The 23,280-nt window shown below is 46.4% G+C and carries 14 protein-coding genes; 6 read left to right on the top strand and 8 right to left on the bottom strand.

Features of this window, described 5'->3' with window-relative positions; translation table 11 throughout:
* Window positions 1-15: 15 nt before the first annotated feature.
* The 4 genes from H6H02_RS23820 to H6H02_RS23805 form a co-directional block, all read right to left on the bottom strand.
* Window positions 16-1,344: an ABC transporter substrate-binding protein gene (locus H6H02_RS23820; RefSeq protein WP_190822468.1), complete on the bottom strand. Its 1,329-nt coding sequence runs from the start codon at window positions 1,342-1,344 to the stop codon at window positions 16-18.
* A gap of 556 nt (window positions 1,345-1,900) precedes the next feature.
* Window positions 1,901-4,570, bottom strand: coding sequence for a response regulator (locus H6H02_RS23815; protein WP_190822466.1), 2,670 nt, complete (start codon window positions 4,568-4,570; stop codon window positions 1,901-1,903).
* Window positions 4,571-4,993: 423 nt separating this feature from the next.
* Window positions 4,994-5,455, bottom strand: coding sequence for a response regulator (locus H6H02_RS23810; protein ID WP_190822463.1), 462 nt, complete (start codon window positions 5,453-5,455; stop codon window positions 4,994-4,996).
* Window positions 5,456-5,532: 77 nt separating this feature from the next.
* Window positions 5,533-8,898 carry a PAS domain S-box protein gene (locus tag H6H02_RS23805; RefSeq protein WP_190822461.1) on the bottom strand — a complete coding sequence of 1,122 codons (3,366 nt, stop codon included), beginning with the start codon at window positions 8,896-8,898 and terminating at the stop codon, window positions 5,533-5,535.
* Between the two features lie 422 nt (window positions 8,899-9,320).
* Between H6H02_RS23805 and H6H02_RS23800 the strand changes: the two genes are divergently transcribed.
* The 4 genes from H6H02_RS23800 (at window position 9,321) to H6H02_RS23785 (ending at window position 17,672) form a co-directional block, all read left to right on the top strand.
* Window positions 9,321-9,506 (top strand): DUF4089 domain-containing protein, encoded by a 186-nt coding sequence (locus tag H6H02_RS23800; protein ID WP_190822459.1) that lies wholly within the window; start codon window positions 9,321-9,323, stop codon window positions 9,504-9,506.
* Entirely contained in the window at window positions 9,503-10,903 is a 1,401-nt protein-coding gene (locus H6H02_RS23795) for an AtzE family amidohydrolase (protein ID WP_190822457.1), read from the top strand. The genes H6H02_RS23800 and H6H02_RS23795 overlap by 4 nt, the downstream gene beginning before the upstream one ends.
* A gap of 270 nt (window positions 10,904-11,173) precedes the next feature.
* A complete protein-coding gene (locus H6H02_RS23790) occupies window positions 11,174-11,731 on the top strand; it encodes an extracellular solute-binding protein (protein WP_190822455.1) in 558 nt (185 codons plus the stop codon).
* A 523-nt stretch (window positions 11,732-12,254) separates the two neighbouring features.
* Window positions 12,255-17,672: an ATP-binding sensor histidine kinase gene (locus tag H6H02_RS23785; RefSeq protein ID WP_190822453.1), complete on the top strand. Its 5,418-nt coding sequence runs from the start codon at window positions 12,255-12,257 to the stop codon at window positions 17,670-17,672.
* A gap of 382 nt (window positions 17,673-18,054) precedes the next feature.
* Here the strand turns inward: H6H02_RS23785 and H6H02_RS23780 are convergent, their stop codons facing one another.
* From H6H02_RS23780 to H6H02_RS23765, 4 genes are all read right to left on the bottom strand, one after another.
* Window positions 18,055-18,243: a hypothetical protein gene (locus tag H6H02_RS23780; RefSeq protein WP_190411487.1), complete on the bottom strand. Its 189-nt coding sequence runs from the start codon at window positions 18,241-18,243 to the stop codon at window positions 18,055-18,057.
* A gap of 194 nt (window positions 18,244-18,437) precedes the next feature.
* Window positions 18,438-19,820, bottom strand: a complete 1,383-nt coding sequence (locus H6H02_RS23775) for an aminotransferase class V-fold PLP-dependent enzyme (protein ID WP_347342644.1) — start codon at window positions 19,818-19,820, stop codon at window positions 18,438-18,440.
* A 46-nt stretch (window positions 19,821-19,866) separates the two neighbouring features.
* Window positions 19,867-20,496 (bottom strand): class I SAM-dependent methyltransferase, encoded by a 630-nt coding sequence (locus H6H02_RS23770; RefSeq protein ID WP_190822495.1) that lies wholly within the window; start codon window positions 20,494-20,496, stop codon window positions 19,867-19,869.
* Window positions 20,497-20,660: 164 nt separating this feature from the next.
* Window positions 20,661-21,182 (bottom strand): hypothetical protein, encoded by a 522-nt coding sequence (locus H6H02_RS23765; RefSeq protein WP_190822452.1) that lies wholly within the window; start codon window positions 21,180-21,182, stop codon window positions 20,661-20,663.
* A 210-nt stretch (window positions 21,183-21,392) separates the two neighbouring features.
* Here H6H02_RS23765 and H6H02_RS23760 point away from each other — a divergent pair, with 210 nt between their 5' ends.
* Both H6H02_RS23760 and H6H02_RS23755 read left to right on the top strand, forming a co-directional pair.
* The gene (locus tag H6H02_RS23760) at window positions 21,393-22,565 is read left to right on the top strand and encodes an FAD-binding oxidoreductase (protein WP_190822493.1); all 1,173 of its coding nucleotides are present in this window, start codon (window positions 21,393-21,395) and stop codon (window positions 22,563-22,565) included.
* 93 nt (window positions 22,566-22,658) lie between these two features.
* Window positions 22,659-22,892, top strand: a complete 234-nt coding sequence (locus tag H6H02_RS23755) for a hypothetical protein (RefSeq protein ID WP_190822449.1) — start codon at window positions 22,659-22,661, stop codon at window positions 22,890-22,892.
* The last annotated feature ends 388 nt before the right edge of the window (window positions 22,893-23,280 follow it).

The raw sequence follows: 23,280 nt of genomic DNA, 5'->3' as shown, positions 1-23,280 counted from the left end.
TACAGGGTTGTCTGGTTATGCCGACGGTTTCGCTTGACCCGCGTTGAGGAGTCGGCGCGTTTCATTCGCGGCAGATTGCATTGCTCTTTCCGGACTCGTTCGGTTGGTGAGTGCGGCACTGAGGTAGCGTTGCAAAATATCAGAGGCTTGGGCATATTGTGCAATCGGCGGACGTAAGACGGCTTTTTGCACCACCTCCAAAATCTGCGGGTAGTGGGGGTATTTAGCGACAATCTGTGGGTCTGTAAATAATGCCCGTCGGCTGGGCAGATAGCCCTCTTTCAAAATGAATTGCCGCTGTGTTTCTTCACTGGTAAAGTATTGAATCGCTTTCCAGGCTTCCTCTGGATGTCGAGAGGATTTAGAAATTCCAAAACCCCAGCCGCCTAGGCAAGCCGCCCCACTTTGACCGGCGGCATGAACCATCGGTTTAATCCCGATTTTTCCCTTAATTGGCGAAGTCTCTTCATTCGCTAAAGGCCAGACATAAGGCCAACTTCTTAAAAACGCTGCCTGACCGTTCTGGAAGAAGCGTCGGGTATCTTCTTCGTGGTAGGTTGTCACCCCAGGCGGGGCAATACCCTCCTGAACGGTGCTACGCAAAAACTCAATGGCTCTTAAGGATTCCGGTCGATCTAACCCAACTTCTAACGAGTCGGGATTCACCCAGAAGCCACCAGCGCCTTCGAGGACTTCAATAAACATTGCCACCAATCCTTCGTATTGGCGACCTTGCCAGAGGTAGCCCCAATTTACCTTTCCTGCTTTCTGCAAGGTTTTGGAAGCTGCCATCAAATCTTGAAAGGTTTCTGGCGGCTGCAATCCGGCTTCTGCTAGCAAGTCTTTTCGGTAGTAGAGCATCCCCGCATCAGAACGAATTGGCAGCCGGTACAGCTTGCCTTCGTAACGTCCCCCGGCGACATCATTGGGTGAAAATGCTGCCAATTCTTCTTGGGAAATCCGGTTGCTAATATCTAGCAGCCAACCCGCCGCTGCAAATTTTGGCGTCCAGATGACATCCATGACCACTAGGTCATAAGGAGATTCTCCCAAGATGAAAGCAGAGGTATAGAGGTCTTCAACCAAGTTTGTGGCATTAGGGCCTTCAACGATGTTGATGCGAATGCCTGGATTCTCTGCCTCGAAGTCTTTAATCATTCGCTGCAAGGGTGGGGCATCAGGGGCAGGCAGCAACAGGTTGAGGGTGACTGGCTGCTGAGCCATCACGAACCAGCTAAACAATACGATGCCCAAGAAAAGAAGAAGAGATACCCCAATGCGACGCAAAGAGCGGAGGTTTGGTAGAAATTTTCGCAGTTTGTTTACCGATTGGCGATATAACATTGTCGCTTTATCAAGCAAAGGTTTAATAGTTGATTAGGAAACAAAGACAATTAAACTTTCTCAACCGTCTCATTTGATGGCTGGCTTACTAACTTTGCTTAAAATTGCTTAATACTCTGATAAGAAACCCGAAAAAATTAGCTCGTGCTACAGACAAAGTTTCAGCTTATTATCGATGCAGATGATTCGTTTGAGAAAGGAAAGCGTTTACAGAAATGTATCCTAGGCTGAACTGAGATCGCCTCTAGTTCTGCTAGGAGTACAAACTGTTTATTTCCGATAGATAAAAATGCTTTGATATCAGTAAAGTAATTTCTTATTAATCAGAGAGCAACCGTCAAAAGATATAGCAAGCTATAAACAAGAAACTTTCCTATGGGGGTTTGAGTTGCAGACCTAAAAGTGGTAAAGTCCACTTTAATATAAGATTAAGTTTTATTAAATTTAAAAAAAGTTTGATTAACCTGGGAAGGGTTTAGACTAGCGATCGCTACCAAAAACTACCGAATTGTACGAACCACTATTTCTATTTATACTCTTCTATTAGAATTAGCAGTTATCGGATTGAAGTGCTTGCCGCCAGCTTTGCCACCACATTCGCCAATTCATCTGGCTCAACTGGCTTTGCCAAATGCATCTGGAAGCCTGCCGAGAGAGCCTGTGTGCGGTCTTCTTCCCTCGCATAGGCAGTCAACGCGATCGCCGGAGTCTCTCCTCCTTGAGTGGCATCCAGTTTCCGCACTTTCTCAAGCAAAGAATAGCCATCCTCTGAAGGCATCCCAATATCACTCACCAGAACATCCGGTCTGACTTGAGGGATTCGCTCAAACGCTTCTTGTGCTGATGCCACTGCGATCGCTTCCGCACCATACTGTTCCAGCATGAAGGTCAGAAATTCCCGCGTGTCAGTATCATCATCAACAACCAGAACCCGGACGCCATCAAGTAAAGTGCTGCGGATGGAGGCTTGAGAATTTAATAAGACATCTTCTTCCATTGTTAGTTTTTTCGCCTCACTCTTGATCAGTGGCAACATCACCGTGAAAGTTGCCCCCTGTCCTTCGCCCGGACTTTCTGCATAGACAGTCCCACCGTGCAGTTCTACCAAATGATGCACGATTGCCAAACCGAGTCCCAGTCCCCCGTGCTTCCGAGTCGTTGAGCCATCCGCTTGTCGAAAGTAATCAAAGACATGGGGCAAAAAGTCAGCACGGATGCCCTTCCCGGTGTCGAGGACTTGAATTTGGGCGTAGTTGTAATGAGTCCTAAGTCCTTTATTGGTCATTGGTTCAGGTTCGTTGGCGAATGACTTTCGACCGCTGACCTTTTGACCGTTGACCATTGACAGTCTCACCTCAACACGACCCCCTTCCGGCGTGAACTTAATCGCGTTTGAGAGCAGATTCCATACAATTTGTTGTATGCGGCTGGAATCACCCGAAACCAGCCCTACAGAGGAATCGAGGGAAGACTGAAGCTGAATCGATTTCGCGTCAGCCGCCAGACGCACCGTGTCGATAGCTGCCTCAAGGGTAGAGACTAGGTTGATTGGGGAGATATTTAGACCGACTTTTCCACGGATGATCCGTGAGACATCCAGCAAATCATCAATGAGCTGTGTCTGCAACTTAGCATTGCGCTCGATAGTTTCAATCGCACGAGTGGTGGTCGCTTCGTCAAACTTGCGGGTGCGGAGTAGTTGCGTCCAACCGAGGATTGGGTTGAGAGGCGATCGCAACTCGTGAGAGAGTATCGCCAAGAACTCATCCTTCATGCGATTCGCTTGCTGAGATTCTTGGTAAAGCTGTGCATTGTCAATCGCCGCCGATGCCATCTGAGCCATTTGTACTAGGATGGCTTCATCTTCTTCGGTGAATTCCCCCTCGTATTTGTCGGAAAGCTGAATTAAACCGATATTTTTTCCATTCCGACCGATCAGGGGTACAGCCAGCCAACCCCGCATGGGTGGGTGCTGGTCAGCCGCCTTCCCAAAACCTCGCCAAGCTGGATGTGCTTCTAGTTCGGCTTGCGTCATCCGCATCGGGTGTTTCAGGAGACACACCAGTGCATAGATGCCAGAACCATCGGTTGTTTCACTATAATCTCGCCACTGCGCGTACTTATCTGACAGAGAGACTGAGTTAATCGCCTGTGCCCAGTTCTCGTCTAGCGTCAAGCTTGTGACTGACTGATGTGCCCCGATAATGTCGCGGGACTGCTCCGTAATCAGCTGTAGCATCTCTTCAAGAGATAGGGTTGAGTTGATGGCAACAGATGCCTCCGCAAGGCGTTGCAAACGGCTGGTATATTGGCGCTGACGAGTTAACATTTGGGCGCGTTCTAAAGCGATCGCTACCTGATCGCAAACAACCTTCATCAATTCAATTTCATCCGTCTCGAAGCGGATGCGGTTGCGGGTGCCAAAAGAAAGGGTTCCGATGAGCTGACCGTGGGCAAGTAACGGGTGACAAGCATAAGCTGTAATCCCTAGCGATCGCGCCATTTCTATTTTCGGATCGGTGGATTGCTGAACGTTCTCTGCGACGAAGTGGTGATGCTCTAAAGCGACACGTCCACACACAGTTTCACTCATCTCCAACCACTCTCTTTCTTTAGAAACTTGCTCGGAAACTCCACCACAACAGTTTAAATGCAGAAGTTGTTTTTCCCGATCGACTAAGTAGTTGAAATAAACTTCAACTCCTAGATGAGAAGAAAGTTCTTGAAATAGGTTGTCGATCAGTTCTTGCGGTCGATCGTTCAACAGTAGCTTGCTAGCTGTCTCCGAGAGAAGCTTGAGCCGCTCGTGGCTTTTGTGTAAGTCTTGTTCGGCAGCTTTGCGATCGCTGCGTTCCTGGCTTTCTCGCAAAGCCCGAATGACTGATGGCACCAGTCGCTCTAGCCGTTGCTTCACCACATAGTCTGTCGCCCCATTTTTCAGAGTTTCAATCGCCAATTCCTCGCCAATCGTCGCCGAGACAAAAATAAATGGTACATCGCAGCAAAGGGAGCGAGCGATTTTCAGCGCTGAGATGCCATCAAATGACGGCAGCGAGTAATCTGAGAGAATCAAGTCAAAAGAATCTGTTTCTAGTGCTGTCACAAAGTCAGTGCGCGTCTCTACTTGCACCAACTCGCAGTCAATCCCACCAGCGCTTAAATTCGCATAGATGAGTTCTGTGTCTAGCAGACTGTCTTCGAGCAGAAGGATATGCAGTACTTTCACGAGACTCAAACCTTTTTTTGATGATTCAGCGCAACGATGGAAATCAACGTAACTCTTTCAAACTGGGGATTTAAAATGAGGGTTTTGAGTGAAAAAAAGTTCTTTAATTCCAGATTATAAACAATTCTTTTTTGGTTTACAGTTTCTGTTTTTTATCAATGACCTTCACCCGTAATGCTGATTACCCTTATTGACTAAAAAATCTCGGATGTGTAGGCTGGGGAACCATTCCCTCGCGAGTTTCCTGCGTTGAGGGGCGTGGCGTTTGAGTCCACCAAATCCTAGCACTGATTCAGTTTGTTGGGTTTTGCTGACGTGCTATCCAACCTACGATCTTGCTACAAATTTGCTTACAATCCCCTTTTCTTCATGAATAGCCTCCACCCGTCATGCTGAATTCCTGCTCCCTGTTTAGATAGTTCATTAGACAGTGCAGGCAATGGGCAAAGAACCTGGTGGTGGCTGATTGACCACTGCCCAGAAAAGCCCAATTTCCTTGATAGCGTTCACGAATTCATGAAAATCAACCGGCTTCACGACATAAGCATTCACACCTAAATCGTAACTCCTAATCAGATCCTGCTCCTCCCGTGAAGAAGTCAGCATGACGACTGGGATAACTTTCGTTGTAGGGTCAGACTTCAACCGTGCTAGCACTTCTAGCCCATCCACTTTGGGTAATTTTAGATCCAGCAGTACCACGACCGGATTTCCTTCAATCCGCAGCTTAAAAATCCCCCGTCGATAGATATAATCAAGCGCTTCCTCCCCGTCGCGCACAACTACCACTTCGTTTGCTAAATGGTTTTCCCCTAGTGCTGCTAGTGTTAATTCAACATCGTTCGGACTGTCTTCAACTAGCAGAATTCGTTTCAATTCTTTCATTCATCCCCCTATATCAATTAAAAATTAAAAATTAAAAAATTTATTATTTTTAATTTTGCATTTTTAATTTTTAATTATTATGGTTTTTCTGCCAATTTTGGCAAGGAGAAGTAGAAAGTTGCTCCACCCTCTACCACACCCTCTGCCCAAGTTTGACCGCCATGACGATGGATAATTCGCTGGACGTTCGCCAATCCAATGCCAGTCCCCTCGAACTCTTGTTGGCTGTGGAGGCGCTGAAATACACCAAAAAGTTTGTGTACGTACTGCATATCGAATCCTACGCCATTATCCCGAATAAAAAAGACAACCTCAGACTCATTGTCAGTGCTGCCAATTTCTATTTCGGCATGGGTGCGTGTCTGCGTGTACTTAACAGCATTTCCGATTAGATTCTGGAGTACCAGCCGTAACATGGAAGGGTCGCCTTGGACTTCAGGTAAGTCTTCAATTTGCCAAGTTACCGCCCGGTGATTGATTTCCTGCTCTAAATCGCGTTGGACTTCGCGAACCAGCCGATCCATATTAATCGATGTATAGCGCATCTCAGTGCGCCCCATGCGGGAAAATGCGAGCAGTTCATCGACGAGAACTCCGGCTTGTTTAGTGGTCTGGGCAATCGTTTTGAGATAACGCAGGCTGGTTTCATCGAGGGTTGTTGACCCTATCCGTTTTAGGAGCAAGTCCACGAAACCGCTAATATGCCGAAGTGGTGCCCGCAAGTCATGGGAAACCGAGTAGGAGAAAGATTCAAGTTCTTTATTCGCGGCTTCTAGTTGGGCAGTCCGTTCTTTAACCCGTTGTTCCAAGCTTTGGTTGATTTGTCGAATTGATGCTTCAGCTTCTTTGCGATCGCTAATCTCGATACACGAGCCGATATAACCCAGAAAACTGCCATCCGGTGTAAATCGGGGAATCCCAATATCTAGAAGCCATCGGTACTCCCCATCAAAGCGTCTGAGGCGATATTCCATTTTGAAATCTTGACGGGCATCAAAGGCATTTACATAAGTATCTAAACAAAACTGGGCATCATCGGGATGAACTGCTTCCGTCCAACCGTTGCCCATCTCTTGTTCCAAAGTCCTGCCGGTAAACTTTAGCCAGGGTTTATTGAAGTAGTAACAGAGCTTGTCAAGACCAGACATCCAAATCAAGACGGGAGCCGTATCTGCCATTACGCGAAAGCGTTCCTCACTTTCGCGTAATGCGGCTTCAGCGTACTTGCGATCGCTAATGTTGCGGAAGTATAGCGATAGTCCTCCAGCGTGCGTAGGGTAAGCGCGGGCAACAAACCAAGCATCGAAGGGTGGGTAATAGTCTTCCAGTTCCAGAGGCACTTGCTCGGCGACTGCCCGCTGGTACATCTGACCGAATTTGGTGCTTTCAAGCTCCGGAAACTCTTCCCACAAGTTAAGCCCTAACAGTTCTTCAGGAGAATGACCCAAAGTTCTTGCTCCCTCGTGGTTGAGGTAGGTGAAACGCCACTCGCAGTCGAAGGCGAGAAAGCCGTCGGTGATGCTTTCGAGAATATCAGAGACTTGCTCTCTAGCGGCTTCTGCTTCCGCACGGGCAATTTGCTCCAAGGATAAAAGCAAAGCGCGTTCTGCCTCTACTTGTTTGCGATCGCTAATGTCTAGTAAGAAGGCGACACCCTCTTGCTGAGAGTCGTTGAGCAAGGCAATCCCCAGCACGATCGGCACTCGCTTGCCGTCCCGTTGGAGGTACTCTTTCTCATAGATATTGGAAACTCCCGTTGCTAGAGCCTCTGCGATCGCTCGATCGTCTAGGTGCTGGTACTCTGGGGGCGTTAGGTGTCTCCAGCTGATTTTTCCTAATTCGGTAAATTCTTCGCGGGTATAGCCAACCAGGCGCAGATAGGCGTCGTTGGCTTCGGTGATGAAGCCATCTACGTTCCAGAAGGCAATGCCGCTCAGGTTGGAGTCGAACAGTCTACGTAAGCGTTCTTCTGAGCGACGCAACGCTTCCTCAGCCGCTTTGCGATCGCTAATATCGCTGACTAAGGCGACAAATCCTTCGACTTGCCCAAGACTGTCAAACTGAGGAATGTAAGTGGCACTGATGTAGCGGCTGCCACCATCTTTATACGGAAGTTTGGTTTCGTAAGTAACTTGTTTTCCTGACAAGACTGTCTCAATATACGGACGAGTCGCTTCATAAGCGGCTTCGCCTAGAACCTCCCGAACTTGCTTTCCATTCACTTGCGTGCCGGAATCCCCGAACCATTCTTCATAGGCTTTGTTGTGAAAGCGATAGCGCTGCTCTGAATCGATATAAGCAATCAGGGCTGGTAAGGCATTTGTAATCAGGCGGAGTTCATTTTCTCTTTTTTGCAGCGCCTCCTGCGCTTGCTTACGCTCGGTGATGTCCCGGAAATAAATATTCAGTCCGTCTTTGGAAGGATACGCATGGATCTCTAACCAGATGCTTAATGGCTCGTATAACACCTCGAAATGGACAGCCACCTGCTCGGCAATTGCTCGTCGATATTCTCGCTCAACTTTCGTCCCGGCTGACCAAGGCCATTGTTCCCAGTGGGTTTTGCCAATGATTTCCTCTGGCTTTTGCCCGTTCATTCTCGCCGTTTCATGGTTTGCATAAGTGATCCGCCACTGGTGATCCAAGGCGACAAACGCATCAGTGATGCTCTCTAGGATGTTCGTGACGCGACGGGTAGACTCCTGTAGCTCCAACTCTGCTTGCTTGCGATCGCTCACATCGGTAATCATGGCAAGCGTGCCGAGAAACTCTTCCGTATCGCTGAAAATTGGACTGGTGCATACAATTGCCCAGAGATCCGAGCCGTCTTTGCGGCGAAATTGCCAGTAATATTGAGCGATGACGCCTGAGTTGGGTTGTGGTATTTTTTGCAGTGCCTCCCCGCGCGATGCTTCATCCACAAAGTCGAAAATTGAGCGCTCCAGAATTTCCTCCACGCTGTATCCCAGAATTTGCGCCATCCGCTGGTTGACGTAGTCTGTCCGTCCTTGGGTATCGATTGTCCAGATGCCTTCGTTGGCAGTATCGATAAGGCGACGATAGCGTTTCTCACTTGTCTGTAGCTTCAGCAGACTCGTCTCTAGCCGCTGTTTTGCAGTGTGTAGTTCCGAGTTCAGCGAGCTGATCAGAAACGTCACGAGAAGGAATACACCCAATCGCACCACAACGCTCGGGCTGGCGACTCCTAAAGAATAGAGCGGGTCTAACAATAGGAAATTGGTAACGAAAGCCGATAAAATTGCAGCTAGCAGCCCCGGAGCCATGCCACCATACCAGGCACTAATCGATACTGCTGCATAAAAGAAGGGGAAAATGAGCGGTCCCATCAGTGGCTGTAACAGGAGTGTCAGCAGCAGTGCTACCATCACGGTCAAGACAGCTACGCCATAGCCTAGTAGTTGGGAACGTGTTACTTTCAGCATGAACCTTTCAAGATTGAAATCCAAAGCGCACCTATCACCAAGGCTTTTTTAACCCTAAGGTAGATGACAATTTTTTGGCATTCACCTTATGGATTATTTATTGAGTTGTTAGCATTCCCAATCATTAGCAGCGATCGCGCTCAAAATTGCAACTCGCCACTTTTTCCCAGTATCTTTGGGTTTTAGTGTCTAAATTCAGGCGAATCTCGTTCATTTAATGCGATCGCTCTGGAAATTAATTCATAAAATTTAAATTAAACTCAGTTAATAAAAACGACATGAAAATAGAAAAATACTTGGGGCATAGAGTTCGCGTCTGAACAAACTTATGCAAACCCTGCCCGAAACTTAGTCTGCTTTCATCGAACTAATCTGGGATCTGCCCAAGTGATACGCACCATTAACCCATTCCCTTTTCTGCAATGACCACTGACGACATCGCTGAAGAATATGTCAATTTAATGGCAAAATTAATTGATTTGCCACTGGCTCCAGAACACCATCCAGGTGTGGTGGAAAATCTAAGAAAAATTGCCGCGATCGCGCAACTCGTCAACGAGTTTCCTCTGCCCGATGAAATCGAAGCCGCACCCGTGTTTCAACCATGAGCCAAGCCTATCCTGATGCCACTCAAATTGCCTGCGCCGTGCGGAATTCTGAAGTTTCAGCAAAAGCCGTCGTTGCCGCTACATTGGCAAAAATTGACGACCAAAATCAAAGGCTGAACTGCTTTACTGCCGTCACTGCTGAGACGGCAATGGCAGACGCCGAAAGAATCGATCGCGCGATCGCCCAAGGCGACGATCCGGGTGTTTTAGCAGGGGTGCCTTTCGCCGTTAAAAATCTCTTCGATATCGCGGGTTTAACCACCCTCGCGGGTGCAAAAATTAACGCCGAAAATCCTCCAGCCACCCAAGACGCCACCGCTGTCGCCAAACTCAAACAAGCGGGTGCCGTGCTAGTGGGGGCGCTGAATATGGATGAGTACGCCTACGGTTTTGTCACCGAAAACAGCCACTACGGTACATCAGCAAACCCCCACGATCTGACTCGCGTAACCGGAGGTTCCTCTGGAGGTTCTGCGGCGGCTGTGGCATCTGGCTTAGTGCCACTGACACTGGGTTCGGATACGAACGGCTCGATCCGCGTTCCTGCGGCATTTTGCGGAGTTTTCGGCTTTAAGCCGACTTATGGGCGTTTGTCAAGAGCAGGCGCGGGATTGTTTTCCAGTAGTTTCGATCATATTGGGCCGTTTGCACGTTCTGTACGTGACCTGGCTGCTATTTTTGATGTCTTGCAAGGGCCAGATCCTAGAGATCCGGTTTGTACAACTCGCCCCCCAGAACTCTGCTTGCCGCACCTCAAACGAAGCATTGAGGGGTTGCGAATTGCGGTGGCGGATGTTTATTTTGCCCAAGGTGCAGAACCAGAAGCGCTGGAAGCAGTTGCCAATGTCGCGCGGGCATTAGGCGTGCAAGAAACTGTCACCATACCGGAACCCCATCGGGCAAGGGCGGCGGCGTATGTGATTACGGCGAGTGAAGGGTCGAATCTGCATTTAGCTTCCTTGCGATCGCGTCCTCAAGATTTCGATCCGGCAACCCGCGATCGCTTTCTCGCGGGTGCCCTCATTCCGGCAAGCTGGTACATTCAGGCACAGAGATTTCGGCAATGGTACCGCGATCGCGTTCGGGAAATCTTCAGTGAGGTTGATATCATTCTCGCCCCCACCACTCCCTGCATTGCCCCTCCGATTGGACAAGAAAAAATGGCGATCGCTGGAGAAGAAGTGCTAGTGCGTCCTCACCTAGGACTCTTTACGCAACCGCTATCTTTTATTGGTTTGCCGGTTCTCTCTGTCCCTATTCATCGCCCCGATGCCATGCCTTTAGGCGTGCAAATCATCGCCGCACCTTACAACGAGACGCTGATTCTCCGGGTGGCGGCGGTACTGGAGGCACAAGGTATCATTTCAGCGCCGATTGCTAATAGCGATCGCGCTTAACCCAAGGCATCTCGTTAGCGACATTCAGTTTTTAGAAATCCCATCCCTGATAGCGCCGGACTACGGGGGTATTTGATCTCTCGCATAATTTTAGGAATTTATACATATTTGTATTAATTTGTCAATGCATAATTTCTAAAAAGATATCTGGGAACAATAAATCTGTAAATTCTCAAGATTTGGCGGAATGAGAAAATGTCTAATTGGCAAAACTTTCGTTCTCAATGGCAGCGAGTTCGATATTGTCTAATTTTTCTGACCGCCCTCTAGTTGAGTTTAGGGATTCCAGGTTGCAATTTCTCTTCACCCAGTTCTCAAATCTCTGTAGCACCCCAGCCCACCCAGAACAAGCAAACTGCACAGCGGTTTGACGGTGTAACAATTAACATAATTACTCAGGATGAAACCGTTCGTACAGGTACTAAGAGACGGATTGCTGGCTTTGAAGCCTTGACTGGAGCGAAGGTCAATCTGACGGGCGTTACTTTTCAAAATTTACACAACATACTGCAAAAGGACTGGTCTAGCAGTGCTTCAAAGTACGATATGGCAATTATTTTACCTTCATGGCAGATTGACTTTATCGATGCTGGTTTTGTGGAAGATTTAACGGCGCGAGTCAAGTCTGATGCAGCCATACAGTGGGAAGATATTGCACCGATCCTTCGGAATTTTAGTGCGACTTATAAAGGACGCATCTATAGTATTCCCTTGGATGAGGACTTTCACAGGGTTTATTACCGCAGTGATTTGTTAAAGCAAGCAGGGTTAACGCCTCCTACAAACTGGGATGAGTATCTGGCGATCGCCAAACAATCGCAAGACTAACAAACTTCCCCTTCTCCCCTCGTAAAAAAGGGGTTGGGGAATGAGGGACAATAACGAGCAATTTACGTTTAATAGAAAAAATAATCAACAAAGAATATCGAAATTTGTCTCTCATTAAAGGCTTTTGCAGACAGACTCATCGGGTGTTTGCCAACCTTATAGCGAATGCCATTGACGCAATTGAAGAAGCAAATCAAGTAGGTAGGTAAAGCAGAGGATTTTTGACCGATTGTTCGCGATCAAACTCGTTGGAAAACCCTGAGATTGTCATTAACGATCGCGCATCAATTATAGTCGTCAAAAAGTTGTTTAAAAACCTGGGGGTCGATCGCGTACAGAATGGAACGCAATCGAGGTACTGAATGTATAGTTATATTAATTGTTAACAGAAGAAAGCCTCTTTTCGCTCTCTATGTGTATTTATATTTAATTGCCAACACATCAGCTCGCATTTTTGTTAAATCTAACGAACTGATGGGCAGATTGGTTAATAGAAGTCATCGCTATAGATAGGACAGTCCAGATGAATGTCGCCGGAGATTTAACTCACGTAATTGCCGGATACCGCGCGATCGAGCAACTGTACAGTGGCTCTAGGACCCTAGTTTATCGAGCCATCCGCGAAACCGATCGACATCCGGCGGTGATCAAAGTTCTGAAGCGCGAGTATCCCAGCTTCAGCGAACTGCTGCAATTTCGCAATCAATACGCCATCGCCAAAAATCTATGTCTGCCGGGAGTCGTTGAAGCCTACACTCTAGAACCCTATCGCAACAGCTATGCCCTGGTAATGGAAGATTTTGGTGGTATTTCCCTCAAAGACTATGCCAAGACTCGTGCGCTGGCGCTAGATGAGTTTTTAGACATCGCCATTCAAATAACTGACATTCTCAACGGACTCTACCGAAACCGAGTTATTCACAAAGACCTCAAACCTGCCAACATTCTAATTAATCCTCAAACCAAACAAGTCAAGCTGATTGACTTCAGCATTTCCTCCCTGCTGCCACGAGAAACCTACACCACTCAAAACCCAAACGGACTAGAAGGCACCCTAGCTTATCTCTCCCCAGAACAAACCGGACGCATGAACCGGGGAATCGACTATCGCAGCGATTTCTATTCCCTGGGCATTACCTTCTTTGAATTGCTCACCGGCCAACTACCCTTTCCATCCCACGATCCGATGGAATTGGTGCATTGTCATGTTGCCAAGCAGCCGCCTACCGTTTGTAGCTTGAATCCAGATATTCCCTTGGTACTGTCAAACATCGTCAGTAAACTGATGGCGAAAAATGCGGAAGACCGCTATCAAAATGTTCTTGGACTCAAACACGATCTAGAACGATGCTTGCAAGAATTACAAGCGGGACAAATCCAACTATTTGAGTTGGGAGAGCGAGATATTTGCGATCGCTTTCTCATCTCAGAAAAGCTCTATGGCCGGCAAACTGAAGTAGAAATCCTACTCAATGCCTTCAATCACGTCAGTCAAGGAAGCAGCGAAATAATGCTCGTTGCCGGGTTTTCCGGGATTGGCAAGACAGCAGTTGTCAACGAAGTCCACAAACCCATTGTCCAGCAACGAGGCTATTTCATCAAAGGAAAATTTGACCAATTCAACCGCAACATTCCCTTCGCTGCCTTTGTCCAAGCGTTTCGCGACTTAATGGGACAACTGTTGAGCGAGACAGACGAACAATTGGAGCGATGGAAAGCCAAAATTCTCTCAGCACTGGGAGAAAACGGACAGGTCATTATTCAAGTCATCCCCGAACTCGAACGAATTATCGGTCAACAGCCACCTGTTGCCGAACAGGTTGGGAATGCGAGTCAAAATCGCTTCAACTTGTTGTTCCCAAAGTTTATACAGGTATTTACCACCCAAGACCATCCCTTAGTCATCTTTCTCGATGACTTGCAGTGGGCAGATTCGGCATCGCTCAAGTTGATGCAATTGCTAATGAGCGACACTCACGCTGGCTACCTTCTGTTAATTGGCGCTTACCGAGATAACGAGGTTTCTCCTGCTCATCCTCTAATGCTGACGCTGGATGAAGTTCGCAGCAGCGGTGCCGTAGTCAACACCATCACTCTGAAACCCCTGATTCAAAATGACCTCAACTACCTGGTTGCAGATACTCTGAGTTGTTCGCAAGAGATTGCTGCACCGCTGACAGAATTGGTGTACCAAAAAACTCAAGGCAATCCCTTCTTTGCCACCCAATTTCTCAAAGCGTTACATGAAGAAGGATGGATTACATTCAACACTGAAATTGGGTACTGGCAGTGTGACATTGCTCAAATTCGAGCGCTGGCATTGACGGATGATGTGGTTGAATTTATGGCGCATCAGTTGCAGAAGTTGCCCGCATCCGCTCAAACAGTGCTGAAACTTGCCGCCTGCATTGGCAACAAGTTTGACTTAGCAACCCTGGCGATCGTTGACGAAAAATCTCAAGCCGAGACTGCTTCAGACTTATGGAAAGCTTTGCAAGAGGGATTGGTTTTACCCACCAGTGAGGTTTATAAGTTTTTCCAGGAAAAGTCAGAATTGAGGGGACAAAATCCCTCCAGCTCGGAACTTCTCGATTCTGACTCGTGTTCTTACAAATTCTTGCACGATCGCGTCCAGCAAGCTGCTTATTCCCTGATTCCAGACGAGCAAAAACAAATCGCTCACCTTAAAATCGGGCAACTGTTACTGACTCATACATCGGTTGCCGAACAAGAAGAGAAACTGTTTGAGATTGTCAATCAACTTAATATTGGGAAATCTCTAATATTCGATAAAACTCAACAAACGGAACTCGCCCAACTCAATCTGAAAGCCGGACAAAAAGCTAGAGCCGCAACCGCCTATATAGCCGCATTTCAATATTGCACGACCGGGATCGATTTGCTGCCTGAAGATGGCTGGCAAACTCAGTACGAAACAACCCTAGCACTTTACAAATCTGCTACTGAAGCAGCTTATCTGAGTGGCAACTTCGAGCAGATGAAACAATTGGCAGCGAGCGTTACAGAACACTCTAAAACGCTGTTAGATACGATCGAGGTCTATGAAGTTCAAATTCAAGCCGCTCAAGCTCAACATCAATTTGTAGAAGCCGTACGGATTGCTCTGAAGATTGTAGAGCGTTTGGGAACCACTATTCCAGAGCAACCCAGCCAATCAGATACTGCACTGGCATTCGAGACGACTAAATCCATCTTGGCTGGAAGGCAACCGCTGGATTTAATCGATTTGCCCCAAATAACAGAGCCTAACAAGTTAGCAGTTGTACGGATTCTTGCGGCTGTTTCTTCGGTTGCCTTTGTTGCAGCTCCAACGCTCTTACCGTTTATTGTCCTCGAACAGGTCAATTTATCCGTTCGATATGGCAATAGTTCATTTTCTACAAATGGTTATGCCTATTATGGATTGATGCTTTGTGGGGTAATAGGAGACGTAGACAGGGGCTATCAATTCGGACAACTCGCATTAAAGCTGCTCGAATATTTTAATACAAAAGAATTAAAAGCTAGAGTCTATGTCGGAGTTCACTTTAGTATTTGGCATTGGAAAGAACCCCTTAGAGAAAGCCTGCCGTTTTTCCGAGAAGGGTATCAAGTTGGACTGGAAACAGGCGATTTAGAAGCAGCAACTATTTGTGCATTTGGTTATGTTATGCACTCCTGGTTTGTCGGTAAAGAACTAATCGAACTGAGCCGAGAAAGTTCTACCTTCCGCGCTCAACTGAATCAACTCAACCAAGCAGGGCTTTCCAGTCATCTCACTATTTTTCAGCAAGCGATTTTGAATTTAACTGAAGATGCGGCTGAGGCGTGGCAATTGACTGGAAATGCTTTTGATCGCGATGAAATGCTACCCAAGATCGAGCGAGCTGGCGATCGCACAGCCCTGTCCTATTTCTATGTGAGTCAACTTATTTTATATTATCTATTTGGAAAAGTTGAGATGGCAGTTGAAGCCGCGATTGCCGCCGAAAATTACCTCAGTAGTGCGACGGGATTGTTTGTAGTTCCCCTCTTTTATACCTACGATTCTTTAGCGCATCTAGCAATTTATTCTCGGGTTTCCGAAGTAGAACAACAAAGCATTCTTCAACGGGTAGCTAAAAACCAGGAAAAGATGAAAAGTTGGGCGCAACTCGCTCCAGCAAATCACCGACACAAATTTTATTTAGTTGAAGCCGAAAGATACCGAGTATTAGAGGACAAATCAGAAGCATTGGAATTCTACGATCGTGCGATCGCACGATCGACAGAAAATGAATATCTCCAAGAAGTTGCCTTAGCAAATGAATTAGCAGCCAAATTCTATCTAGAGTGGGGAAAACCCCGCGTTGCTAGAGACTACCTACACGATGCTTACTACGGCTATGCCCGCTGGGGAGCTACAGCTAAGGTGAGCAATTTGGAGCAATCCTATCCCGAACTTCTGGCATTAATTTTGCAACCGGATGAATTACAACTGGCATCAGAGATAACGCTCCATGCAACGCATACTCTTGCATCCCATACGATTACTAGTAAATCATCTACATCTAGTAACAGCATATCTGCCGCATTAGATCTAAAAACGGTTCTCAAAGCCTCCCAAACCCTCTCTAGCGAAATCCATTTAGAGCAATTGCTCTCGACATTGCTGCAAGTAGTGATTGAAAATGCGGGTGCGGACAAATGTGCTTTGCTGTTGCTTAAAGAGAATCAGTTGGTCGTTGAAGCAATTAGCACAGTTACTTATTGCTCCATCATGGAGCCGATTCCCCTCGAAGATAGTCTGGAGGAGATTCCGATTGCATTCATCAACAGCGTCAAGCACACCTTACAACCCTCAGTGGTTAGTAACCCTACAGCTCATCCTTTCTTAATGGCAGATCCTTACGTTATCCGCCAGCAGCCTAAAAGCTTGATGTGCGCTCCAATTCTTCATCAAGGTAAATTGCTGGGCATTCTTTACTTGGAGAATAACCTGACTACTGGGGTCTTTACGAGCGATCGCGTTGAAATCCTCAATCTCCTGTGTACCCAAGCTGCAATCTCGCTAGAAAATGCGCGTCTCTATCAGCGAGCACAAGATGCCCTTTCTAACTTGCAGCAAGCGCAACTGCAACTCGTACAGAGCGAAAAGATGTCTGCACTCGGCAATCTGGTTGCCGGAGTGGCTCACGAAATTAACAATCCAGTTGGCTTTATTGGTGGAAATCTGAAACCAGCTAAAGATTATATTAAAGACTTGTTTGAGCTGATCGATCTGTATCAGAAAAAGCTTCCCAATCCCGATGCCGAGATTGAAGAGGAAATCGAAGCGATCGATCTGGCGTATTTGCGAGAAGATTTACCGAAGTTGATTGACTCGATGAAGTTGGGTGTCGAACGAATTCGCGGCATTACTAGCAGTTTGCGAACCTTTTCCAGAGCCGATCGCGATCGCAAAGTTCCATTCAATCTTCACGACGGAATTGACAGCACGATTTTGATTCTCAAACACCGTTTAAAACCTAGTAACGCTTGTCCCGCTATTGAGGTAGTAAAAGACTATGGAGATTTACCTCTAGTTGATTGTTTTGCCGGACAGTTAAATCAGGTATTTATGAATATCCTCGCGAATGCTATCGATGCTTTAGAAGAGTCTAATAAAGGACGCACTTTAGAAGCAATGAAACCAAATCCCCATTGCATTAGCATTCAAACCCGTCCGACACCAGACAATCGGCACGTTATCATTCGTATTGCCGATAACGGAGTAGGAATGAAAGAAAACATTCAGCAAAAAGTATTCGACCATCTATTCACAACCAAACCAGTCGGTAAAGGAACGGGGTTGGGATTGGCGATCGCTCGTCAAATAGTTGAAGAAACTCATGGTGGAAAATTGAGTGTTAACTCGGTTCTAGGTGAAGGAACAGCATTTATTATTGAAATCCCGGTGTAAACTTTTCTGCAAGTATGTTCAAGCAAAATCCTAGGACTTACGCATTGAAAAATCAGTACAAATATGTAGTAATTTCTAAAATTATGCGATGCCTTCGGCAACAGGAATTTCCACCATCACATTGTCAATGCGTAAGTCCTATATCGTTTCCCAAAAGTTAAACGGTATCCCAAAAAAAACCTCGGTTGTGTACGCCGAGGTTAATGTCTAGAGAAGAGATATCCGGTTTAGGAAAGTGTTTTAGCCGTGTTGAGCTTTTTCAACCCCCCGATCTTGCTATGGGTGTCAATCGCTCTAACAACCACTCTGTAACACTTCCAGAATTCTTTAATTTTTGAAGTTTCTGCAACAGTAAAGCCATTGCACCTTAGTAAAAAGCGGTTTATGTGCGATCGCTTGGATTGGCTGCTACTGCTTTCTTCGGTTTCTTGCCTGCTTTTAACTCTTGTTTTTCATCGAAATGCATCTCTAGTGGTTCGCCGACATACACATCAGCCTCCATAAAGAAGCTGTCGGCAGTCATACACTCATCAAGGGTTAGGGTATTCCCTTCTTTATTGGTGTATCGCATGAATGTGTAACCTCGTGTGAACCTATGTAAACTAATATAACATCTTTATTTCATTATCTTGACATAATTTCAATTTCATAATAAAAATCCTGCTTTGGGAGGAGCATCCCGATGCATGCGAATTTAATCCCACAGGCTCAAGCTTGGGGATATGTGCGTATTCAGTCCGCCTAGTCGCCCTTACATTTTTGCTGTCATGGGGCACACTTCATGGAATTGATTAATTGTGCAAGACACACTAGGTCATTTTCCGGTAAAGATTCAGACACGGGCAGGTAAAGCACATGCTGGATCAGGCGTTGTGCATTCATAGATCCTTCAGTCGCGGGTTTGTCACCTGACGAAGCGTTATCTATATCTATATCTATAAAGGTCAAACTGGTATTTCCTTGAGTAGCGTCAAAACCATGCTCTCTAAGCTTTTCCATCACCGATGGGGGATTTGAAACCAGTATGGGAACAACCCAAAACGAGTTGTACTCAGCTTTGCTTCCGGGGCAAGTAATTTCGGGTTTGAGAAGAGAAAGAAATTTGCGGGCATTTTTTGACCGTCTTTCAAACCATTGGGTATCGCAGGTTCTTAATCTCCGTTTTAAAAGAACTAGCATCTGAGTTGGAGGACGATACCTAATTTTTTCCAGGATATCTCCTTGAGAAAATCCCCGTGTCATTGAGTTGATCGCGGAGTCGAGATTCTTTCCCAAGGATTTAAAAAAAACAAGTACGTGGTAATACAACCAAGGAATAGAGAAAAGCTTTAAGCACAAATACTTAAGAATGCGTTGAAAAAACCAAGACTCACTCTTGCAAGGATATTGTTGATTGATATCTTGCATCTGTTGAGCGATCGCGCGCTCCCGAATGATAGCGATCGCTCCCCCAAGCGCCGTACAGGACTTGATCGGGCCAAAACTAAATAAACTTACATCCGCATCCTGATAACCGTGATATTTGTTACCGGCAAAAGCTTGGGCACAATCCTCTACTAAGAAAATCTGGTGTTTCTTGCACAGTTCGGCATAAGGCTCTAGATCGATAATCGAGCCGAATAAATGTGCCACAACCAAAACTTTACTTTTTTCCGAAATCAGAGATTCCAATAATTTCAGATCGGGTGCAAGCGTATCTAAGGAAATATCAACGGGTATCGGCACTAACCCGTGCCGTTTTACCACTTCAACCATATCCCGAATATTGACAGCACTCATCAACACTTCCGACCCAGCAGGAAGGTTTAATGACTGTAGCAGCAGGTCGAGAGCTGTTCTAACTGAAAGTGTAACTAGAACCTCGCTACCCTCATCAATTTGCTCGTTACATCCACTTTTACACCCAGACTTAGGGAGAATTTTGACATGATTATATTGTGTGTCTAAAACTTCTCGCTTTCCTTGCCAATCAAGTTGAATCTCTGGGATGAGTTGCTCTCTATTGGGGAAGTAAAGAAAGGAAGAAAGACTCGCTAAAAGCTCGCCAAAGCTAATATGCAAACGCAATCTTGGATAAACTTTCAGCCTCGTTACAGGCGACTTTAAGCTCGATGCTAGCGACAAGTCGGTTGTTTCTATTTTCCCCACAAAGAGCGCACTCCAACAACTTCAGTTATTTTCCCAAAGAATACCGCTACTTGGTCGCGACACCTGAAATTTGAGGACTAACAATTGGGAGAGCAAGCTCAAATCTTTCGTAATTGAGACGGTCAAAACCAGCGTTTTCCAATGCTACCCAAGTTTCTCGATCTGGGTTGCAACCATCGGCAAGAAATTTCCACACTGGACGCACTCCCTCTTGTACCCGTCGCAAGAAAGTGTCTTGCGGGGCGGCGACGTGTTCGATAAACAAGAAGCGTCCGCCGGGTTTGAGGACTCGCAAGATTTCATTGAAAGTTGCCGTTAAATCCGGCACCGAACACAAGACAAGGGTACTAACGACCGCGTCTATACTGTTATCTTCAGCTTCCAGTCGTTGGGCGCTAATACTGCGGACATCGAGATTGTTTAAGCCATTCCGTTCTGCTTCTTTTTGGAGATAAGGATGCATATACGGGTTCGGCTCGATGCCAATCCAGCGAATGTCTTTGGGATAATAAGGGAAGTTAGCACCCGTTCCAGGGCCAATTTCCAACACATCACCATGCAAGTCAGAAAAGAGATTGCGCTTGCGATCGCTTACCAGTTTTTCATACCCAGCGTTTCCTTTATATAGCAACCAGGCAAATAAGCGCTTATTCCAGCAACAGGGACAGCTTTGCATTTGCAACTCCATAGAAATTTGCCTCCAATCAAGGATGGGTCGCGATTACCCACTCCTTTCACGTTACTCAGAATTGAGGAACGCCTGATTTTATAGCAATTCTCTATTGGGTGCGATACATCTGTAAGGGCATGGCAATGCCATGCCCTTATGTCTAGCAATACTTATTCAATCGTCAACTTAAATGTGTATCTGGAATTGGTCAGCTTATAAGGCTGTGCAACCACAACCCGGTAATCGCCTGTTGATGTTGCCTCGAAATAAATATTTTGTGGGTGTTCCATCACTTCTCCGTTAGGCCAAACGAAGGTGAAGCCAGAGAGTCCTTCGTCATCGTTATCGGCACCTACGCGATCGCCTTCCCAGGTTATTTCTGTAATAATTGTTTGACCTTTCCGTGCCCTGAAAGTATAGATGTCTTTTTTGCCTAGGGGCACTGCTCCCTTAATCGTAGTAGAGCTTCTCCCCCGTGCAAATTGTACGCGCCGGTTGACGCCGGTTTGGGGTTGGGCGGCAATTTGGAGGGTAGTATCGCCTACGTTAGTCTTAGAAAGATTAATACCGGAAGCGTTGTTAGTGAGTGCTGTCGCCCATGCTTGGGAGTTCAACAATAAAAATGCGCCTGCACTGAGTAGCGCTAGCGTTGAAGCATCTTTGCAATTAAATTTACGGAAACCGAATGCCATGTGTTAACCTTCCTTTGAACTGAAGACGAGTAGTCGGCATCTGCACTTAGCACCCTTCATCTGCCTGCTTTCTGGTTCTTCAAATCGACGAAATGCATTTCCAGAAATCAGGCAAAACCAAGACTCGTTAGGGTTACAGAGCTTTACAGAGTGTGTGTGCGCGGGGAAGGAAAATAGTCAGAACTTACGCAGGAATGACCAATGGCAATGATGAAAACTTACGACTGGATTGTTGTCGGCGGCGGCATTACAGGCGCGGCGCTGGCTTACGAACTGGCAATCAAAGGCTTTTCGGTTCTTTTGTTAGAGCAACACGCCTCACTGCAAGGTGCCACTCGCTATAGTTATGGTGGAATTGCCTACTGGTCAGGGACGACTGAGTTGACGCGACAGTTATGTGCTGAGGGGATTGAGCGTCACCGCATTTTATCTGAGGAATTAGACACCGATACCCAGTTCCGCGAATTGGATTTAATTTTGACCATTGGGACTGATGACGATCCGGAGAAAGTTGCTGCCAACTACGCTGAGTTTGCAATTCCGCCTCGGTTACTCAGCATTGCAGAAGCTTGCGAGATGGAACCGCTACTCAATCCAGATGCGATCGCAGCCGCTTTAACGGTTCGTCACGGTCACATTGAACCTGAAAAAATAACTCAAGGCTACACTCAAGCTTTTCGCCGCGCTGGGGGTGAGGTGCAAATCGATCGGGTAGTGGAACTACTCGGAAAAGGCTCAAAGATTCAGGGAGTCAAAACCGCAACGACAACCTACCACGCTGCCAAAACCGTTATCTGTGCCGGTGCCATGAGTCGGCAGCTACTCAAAGCTGCGGGGATTCCCATCCGCTTGTATTTCACCCATACTGAACTCATCGAAACGCCACCCGTTGATGTACGGTTGCAGACAACGGTGATGCCAGCAGAGATCAAACGCTTTCAACTAGAAGCGGAAGCAACTATTCCTGAACGCGATCGCTTCTGGGATGAACCCGATTATGAACCTGTTCCACCCATTCTAGATGCTGGTGCGATTCAGTTCCAAGACGGCAGTTTACGCATCGGTCAAATTAGCCGAGTTCTCACCGCTCCCAACGCTAAAATTGATGCGGTCCAAAGTGAAGCGAACCTTCGTGCTGCGGTGGGGAAAATCTTACCAGCACTAGAGAATTTACCCGGAAAGTGGCATCACTGCTTGGTCGCGTTTAGTAGCGATCGCCTTCCCTTAGTTGGCGCACTCAATAACGTGGACGGCGCTTATCTCTTCTCCGGCTTCTCAAATCCTTTGGTATTCGTGCCATCCTTAGCCAAGCATTTTGCCAGATGGGCATCAGGTCAAGAAGACGAGATTTTAAATCAATTATCGCCACTACAGTTGTATTGAAAGTAACACTTCTGACGTACTCTTTTTGACAGATGAATTGTCCTCTTAGTGTGAGTCAAGGTTATTGAGTAATCGTGATTAGAGGTTAAATCTATGCAGACTACCGATAAATCCCAAGTCATCAGCAACCTTGAGTACGATTTGCTCACAGTATTGCAGAACAAGGCTGAAGCACTTCAGGCATACGAGACTTACATTCAAGACGCTCAACAAATGGGATCTCAACCTTGTGCGGAACTCTTTCAGAAGTTGCAGCAGCAAGATATGCAACACGCACAAGAAATTCGCCAGCACCTTCAGGAAGTGATGCAGAAGGGTAAGATGTAATTGTTGATGGGGAATGGGGAATAGGTAATCGGTAATAGGTAATAGGTAATAGGTAATGGGTAGTAGGTAAATTTTACCCATTGCCTATTACTTTTTTATAAGTAAGAAAAGTATATTTGCAAACAATTTATATCAATACAATTAATTTGTGCTGAAGTTATTGGGATTGCCAATAAGATTAAACTCTGGAATAATCGCAATATTATTAGTAAGCGGATATACATTACAAGCTTCAGCCTATAGCAATCCTATTTTCGTTGTGAGATGCTGAGGATTCAGATTACCGACTTCGTAAGAATTGTCAGGCATCTCACCTTCACGAATCATTTAGGACTGCGATACAATCCCTATTAGCCTGCGTAGGCAGGCTTTGTTTGTATAGCCGCGA

This window comes from Coleofasciculus sp. FACHB-1120 (assembly GCF_014698845.1).
Classification (GTDB): Bacteria; Cyanobacteriota; Cyanobacteriia; order Cyanobacteriales; family FACHB-T130; genus FACHB-T130.
This window is presented reverse-complemented; position numbering and strand designations above follow the sequence as displayed.

Bases quoted from the DNA above. Each gene is read 5' to 3' on its own strand.
- H6H02_RS23755 (WP_190822449.1), top strand. From the start codon at position 22,659: ATGCAGACTACCGATAAATCCCAAGTCATCAGCAACCTTGAGTACGAT.
- H6H02_RS23800 (WP_190822459.1), top strand. From the start codon at position 9,321: ATGACCACTGACGACATCGCTGAAGAATATGTCAATTTAATGGCAAAA.
- H6H02_RS23780 (WP_190411487.1), bottom strand. From the start codon at position 18,243: ATGCGATACACCAATAAAGAAGGGAATACCCTAACCCTTGATGAGTGT.
- H6H02_RS23785 (WP_190822453.1), top strand. From the start codon at position 12,255: ATGAATGTCGCCGGAGATTTAACTCACGTAATTGCCGGATACCGCGCG.
- H6H02_RS23765 (WP_190822452.1), bottom strand. From the start codon at position 21,182: ATGGCATTCGGTTTCCGTAAATTTAATTGCAAAGATGCTTCAACGCTA.
- H6H02_RS23810 (WP_190822463.1), bottom strand. From the start codon at position 5,455: ATGAAAGAATTGAAACGAATTCTGCTAGTTGAAGACAGTCCGAACGAT.
- H6H02_RS23770 (WP_190822495.1), bottom strand. From the start codon at position 20,496: ATGCAAAGCTGTCCCTGTTGCTGGAATAAGCGCTTATTTGCCTGGTTG.
- H6H02_RS23805 (WP_190822461.1), bottom strand. From the start codon at position 8,898: ATGCTGAAAGTAACACGTTCCCAACTACTAGGCTATGGCGTAGCTGTC.
- H6H02_RS23795 (WP_190822457.1), top strand. From the start codon at position 9,503: ATGAGCCAAGCCTATCCTGATGCCACTCAAATTGCCTGCGCCGTGCGG.
- H6H02_RS23760 (WP_190822493.1), top strand. From the start codon at position 21,393: ATGAAAACTTACGACTGGATTGTTGTCGGCGGCGGCATTACAGGCGCG.
- H6H02_RS23820 (WP_190822468.1), bottom strand. From the start codon at position 1,344: ATGTTATATCGCCAATCGGTAAACAAACTGCGAAAATTTCTACCAAAC.